This is a genomic window from Vibrio crassostreae 9ZC13 (assembly GCF_000272045.2).
Classification (GTDB): domain Bacteria; phylum Pseudomonadota; class Gammaproteobacteria; order Enterobacterales; family Vibrionaceae; genus Vibrio; species Vibrio crassostreae_C.
In genome coordinates this window covers 1-617 of sequence record NZ_AJYZ02000020.1, presented here as the reverse complement: position 1 = coordinate 617, position 617 = coordinate 1, and the positions used below count along the sequence as shown (strand labels likewise).

Genomic DNA, 617 nt, shown 5'->3' with positions numbered 1-617 from the left:
CTCATGGATATTCCAGGTGTCGGTGAACACAGTGCAAGTGCCATTGTCGCGACCGTCAATGACGCCAAACAATTTGGCTCTAGCCGCCAATTTGCCGCTTGGATAGGGTTGGTTCCAAGACAATACTCAACAGGTGGTCATGTTCATCTTGGTCGCATCAGCAAAAGAGGCGAAAAACATATTCGCACTCTACTTATTCATGGCGCAAGAGCCGTTATTGCACGATGTAAAGAGAAAACCGATCGCAACAGTATTTGGTTAAATCAACTCGTTGAACGACGAGGTTATAAACGAGCAGCTGTCGCCCTAGCAGCAAAAAATGCTCGTATAATATGGGCATTATTAACAACAGGAAAAGAGTACAAGATTAACTATGTAAACGGTTAACACTCACCGAGTCAAAGCAATAGCAAATGATGACAATACGACCAGACCGAGATGCCTAAACCTGTTTAATTGGGAAGTAATAAATACTGTTTAACGAATGAGGCTGGCATCAAGCGAATATCATCAAGGTGACGGAACGATTCCGATTAAACACCGAATGTAGAGCTGCTGTCCGATCCACTGTTGTCAGCGGGAGCTATTGTTGACAAAAGAGGGAGTCCATGTAGCCC

At 44.4% G+C, this 617-nt stretch carries 1 protein-coding gene; it reads left to right on the top strand.

Annotated elements, in window-relative coordinates; genetic code table 11:
• On the top strand, positions 1-387 hold a 387-nt coding region (locus A136_RS10725), incomplete at its 5' end, for an IS110 family transposase (protein ID WP_017064754.1).
• Between the last annotated feature and the right edge of the window lie 230 nt (positions 388-617).